The sequence below is a fragment of the Zhongshania sp. genome (genome assembly GCF_041623545.1).
GTDB lineage: Bacteria > Pseudomonadota > Gammaproteobacteria > Pseudomonadales > Spongiibacteraceae > Spongiibacter.
In genome coordinates this window covers 1-4251 of record NZ_JBFJWS010000278.1, presented here as the reverse complement: position 1 = coordinate 4251, position 4251 = coordinate 1, and the positions used below count along the sequence as shown (strand labels likewise).

Genomic DNA, 4251 nt, shown 5'->3' with positions numbered 1-4251 from the left:
CCTGCCATAATAATCCAATAGGGTCGTCACTCTTGATGGCGTGAGTCAACTCCAGCAACAGAGTTCGGCATCAGGCGCTTGCACCTAATGCATACGCTGTGCTCTCGGGCTTACCTAGCGAGCAGATACGCCAAGGTAATGTTTGCTCGTCGCCCCTGCGAAGGCAGGGGCCCATCTCAGCAACAAGGTTTGAACCTAAAAGTAAGCACTAAAGCCCTCGTCCGACGTCCGACACCGGACCTCTAGCGGTCCTTTTAGCGCTTATCCGCCTGTACCCATAACACTTCCTGGCCACCGTCGCGCAGGGCCAGTAGTCGCGCCATCACAAACAAAAAATCCGATAAGCGGTTTAAGTATTTGCGGCCAGTGGCGTTGACCTCGTCGGTCTTGCTCAGGGCAACTAAGCAGCGTTCTGCGCGGCGGCATACTGAGCGAGCCATGTGACAAAGCGCGGCCGCTTTGCTGCCTCCGGGTAGGATGAAGTTCTTTAGCGGCGGCAGGTCGGCGTTTAATTCGTCGAGGCTGGTCTCCAGCTCACCAACTCGTTCTGGACTAATCATGGTGTAGCCCGGTACGGCCAACTCACCACCCAAATCAAATAAATCGTGTTGGATACGTGCCAGTAGTGGCAGGTAGGGATCTGCCGCGGGCAGTTCGGCCATGAGTAAACCGATAAAAGAATTTACTTCGTCGATGGTGCCAATGCCTTCCATGCGGCAGTGATCTTTGTCGATTCGCGAACCATCACCGAGGCCAGTGGTGCCGTCGTCGCCGGTTCGCGTGTAAATCTTGGATAATCGATGTCCCATATTTCCCTCAATGAAGTCCAGTCTTGTAGAATAAGCGGTTTACTATACGTCAGATCGTGAAACGGTGGCAGTCTCGTCGCCTTGCTGGAGTGGCTTTGTGCTGGAATTGTATTTGGGCGGTGCCCGGTCGGGGAAAAGCCGGTTGGCGGAACAGCGAATTTGCGACGCTAATCGGCAGCGGATTTATCTGGCGACCGCAACCGCCGGTGATCCTGAAATGGCAGCGAGAATTAGTCATCATCAGCAGCAGCGTGAAGCGGATGATTGGCGTACTGTAGAGGCACCCGAGGAATTGTCTGTGGCGATACGGCAATATGCTTCACCGCAGACGGCAATCTTAGTGGATTGCCTAACTTTGTGGTTGAGCAATTGGCTGGCCAAGGAAGATGATGAGCGTTGGCTGCAGGTAAAGGGCCAGTTTTTGCATACCTTAACGACCGCGCCGGGCCATATTGTTTTGGTCAGCAATGAAGTCGGGCAAGGTATTGTCCCCATGGGTTCGCTGACTCGCCGTTTTGTGGATGAAGCGGGGCGTTTGCACCAAGATATAGCCGCAATAGCGAATAGGGTTGTATTTGTTACTGCGGGTTTAGAGCAAGTTTTAAAAAATTAAAATAGAGATCAATAGGGAATAGGCATGAGTCATTGGTACGAGGAAGCGGCACCGGAAGCCGACGAAGACATGCGGGCGGCAGCGATAGCGCGCCAAAATAGTTTAACCAAGCCCCGTGGCGCCTTAGGCCGCCTTGAAAATGTGGCGGTGCAGATGTCGGCGGTTCAGCGCACCTTGGAACCCCACGCGAACAAGGCCTTGATTGCGGTATTTGCCGGGGACCATGGTGTCACTACCGAAGATGTTTCTGCTTACCCTCAGACTGTCACCTCAGAAATGGTGCGCAATTTCGCTAATGGTGGTGCTGCCATTAGTGTCCTCGCGAAATCGATGGGCATTGATTTTACGGTGGTGAATGTCGGCACCGTTTATGCGCTGGAAGATCTGCCTAATGTCCAGGATTTACGGGTAGGTGCGGGTACCCAGAATATGTGCGTTACCGAGGCGATGTCCTTGGAGCAGTGCGAAGAAGCACTGGCTGTGGGCCGCAATATAATTGATCAGGCTGGCGACATTGATGTGTTCATCGGCGGTGAAATGGGTATCGGCAATAGCACTGCCGCGGCGGCGCTGGCCGTTGCCCATACGCGTTTGTCGGCTACCGCGATGGTCGGACGCGGTACTGGCATTAGCGATCAGGTTTTAGCAAAAAAAGCGGCGGTGGTTACCCGCGCAATGTCTCGCCATTTGCCCCATATGAAAAATGGCGTTGAGGTATTGCGGCGCATTGGTGGCTACGAGATTAATGCCCTAGCGGGCGCTTATATTCGCGCAGCCCAGCGCGGCATAGTGGTCTTGGTCGATGGCTATATTTGCACGGCTGCTGCGATTTCAGCAGTGAAAATTAATCCGTCTATCCGGCCGTGGTTATTCTTTTCTCACTGTTCCGCCGAGCCCGGTCACAGTCGTTTATTGAATAAGTTGGAAGCCGAACCTTTACTGCAATTGGATATGCGTTTGGGTGAAGGCACCGGCGCGGCGCTAGCCTTGCCCATTATGCAGGCGGCGTGTCGTCTGCAAATTGAAATGGCCAGTTTTGAACAAGCGGGCGTGAGTCGCGGCAATGACTAAGGTGACAGAAACCCGCATCGATTTACTGCGTCATGGCGCCTGCGAAGGCGGCGAAATTTTTCGCGGTAGCACTGATGTGGCGCTGAGCGATCTAGGCTGGCAGCAAATGCGCGATAAGGTTGCGGCGGCGGGAGATGCGTCGTGGGACCATATTGTGAGTTCGCCCTTGCAGCGCTGTCTGCGCTTTGCAGAGGATTTATCTGCACAAAGGTCTGCGCCAATGGCGGTGCGCGAAAACCTCCGTGAGATGCATTTTGGCGACTGGGAAGGCCTGCCTCACGCTGAGGCGAGAAAGCGCTATCCGAAAGAGTGGGCGGATTTCTGGGAATCCCCCGCCGAGGCGAGCCCCCCTAGTGGCGAGGCCATGCCAGATTTTTGTCAGCGCATTACGAGCGAGCTAGATGCTATTGCCGAGGCGTATCAAGGGCAGTCTGTGCTGCTGGTGGTACACGGCGCGGTGATTAGAGTCATGATGTGTCATTTTTTGGGTATGCCGATGGGCGCCATGACTCGAATTAATGTGCCCTACGCTGGCCTAACGCGTTTTAAAGTTTACCGCCAAGAAGGTAAGACGCCTTGGGTGCAATTGGCGAGTCACTTTTAAAGTGCACTCGCAGTCGCTGGCAGAATATCTGGCGGTGACAGCGCCCGACTGCCAACAATAAACCATTTACTGCCTCGGCGTTGAAATTGGTATTCCGCGTGATGCACCTGCTGCTCGCCGGCCGCAAATGTGCCAAAGCTACTCTGGTACTGTTTGTAAACCATATTGTGTGGTTCTAATTTATGTAGTTTGGCGACAGTGTCGAAATCATTTAGGAAGTGAAGGCGCACGTCGACAATCGCGTTTCCACTTTCTTCTTGGTTTTGCATTTGAATAATCGTAATGTCCTCAACGCTAAATATTGGCGGCTCAGCAAGTCCCATCAAATTATCGCGCAGCAAATTACTAACAATATAATCTGTAAATGGAATGGGCTTGCTGCTGCAGGCCATCACCGCGGTGCAGACAAAAATTAATAAGGCTTTATACATTCGACTTCGATCTCACTAGTTTTGGGTGGCAAGGATTGGCGCTGCCTTGGCCTTGTCGCTGAAATTTAACTGTAACACCCCGTGTATATCATGCCGTTACTTTTAATGACTGCAGGGGTGAGATTTACGTGAACCGACGCCATTTTCTTCGCGCCATGAGTACTGTGTCTATCGCGGTGCCTATACTGACAGCCTGTGGTAGCAACGGCAATTCCAAACGGGTGCCAGAGTCTAGCAAACCTCCTGCTGGTAGTCCCGTTGCCGTGCCTGCAGTCTCGTTTGCACACGGTGTTGCAAGTGGCGATCCGCTAGATGATCGCGTTATTTTGTGGACACGACTCACGCCGGATGAAGCTAGTATAGAAAGTATTCATGTACTGTGCGAAGTCGCCGAAGATCCGGCCTTTGAGCATATCGTATTGGCAGAGAATTTGATCACGGGGCCAGAGCGAGACTATACCGTTAAGATCGATGCGGCTGGATTAATGTCGGAACGCCACTATTGGTATCGCTTTTCAGTAGGCCCGCGGCAATCTCCGGTCGGCCGCGCGTTGACCTTGCCAATGCCTGGCCAATATGCCAAGCATTTACGTTTTGCAGTGTGTTCTTGCAGCAGCTATCCACATGGTTATTTCTCGGTGTATCGGATGATCGCTAATCGCACCGATCTCGATTTTGTTTTGCACCTTGGCGATTATATTTACGAATACGGCGAAGGTGAGT

6 protein-coding genes are annotated in these 4251 nt (G+C 52.8%); 4 read left to right on the top strand and 2 right to left on the bottom strand.

Going from position 1 to position 4251, the window contains the following annotated elements; genetic code table 11:
• Positions 1–254 precede the first annotated feature (254 nt).
• A complete protein-coding gene (locus tag ABYT30_RS16350; protein WP_373083368.1) occupies positions 255–809 on the bottom strand; it encodes a cob(I)yrinic acid a,c-diamide adenosyltransferase in 555 nt (184 codons plus the stop codon).
• A 97-nt stretch (positions 810–906) separates the two neighbouring features.
• Between ABYT30_RS16350 and cobU the strand changes: the two genes are divergently transcribed.
• The 3 genes from cobU to ABYT30_RS16335 are packed head-to-tail and all read left to right on the top strand — an operon-like array spanning position 907 to position 3097.
• Entirely contained in the window at positions 907–1422 is a 516-nt protein-coding gene (gene cobU, locus ABYT30_RS16345) for a bifunctional adenosylcobinamide kinase/adenosylcobinamide-phosphate guanylyltransferase (protein WP_373097528.1), read from the top strand.
• Between the two features lie 24 nt (positions 1423–1446).
• Positions 1447–2493 (top strand): nicotinate-nucleotide--dimethylbenzimidazole phosphoribosyltransferase, encoded by a 1047-nt coding sequence (gene cobT / locus ABYT30_RS16340; protein ID WP_373083365.1) that lies wholly within the window; start codon positions 1447–1449, stop codon positions 2491–2493.
• On the top strand, positions 2486–3097 hold the full coding sequence (locus ABYT30_RS16335) for a histidine phosphatase family protein (RefSeq protein ID WP_373083364.1): 612 nt from the start codon (positions 2486–2488) through the stop codon (positions 3095–3097). The genes cobT and ABYT30_RS16335 overlap by 8 nt, the downstream gene beginning before the upstream one ends.
• Here ABYT30_RS16335 and ABYT30_RS16330 read toward each other — a convergent pair.
• Complete coding sequence (locus tag ABYT30_RS16330; RefSeq protein WP_373097527.1) at positions 3094–3528, bottom strand: hypothetical protein; 435 nt, start codon at positions 3526–3528, stop codon at positions 3094–3096. The genes ABYT30_RS16335 and ABYT30_RS16330 overlap by 4 nt on opposite strands.
• A gap of 128 nt (positions 3529–3656) precedes the next feature.
• Between ABYT30_RS16330 and ABYT30_RS16325 the strand changes: the two genes are divergently transcribed.
• The coding region (locus ABYT30_RS16325) for an alkaline phosphatase (protein WP_373097526.1) at positions 3657–4251 on the top strand (595 nt) is incomplete at its 3' end.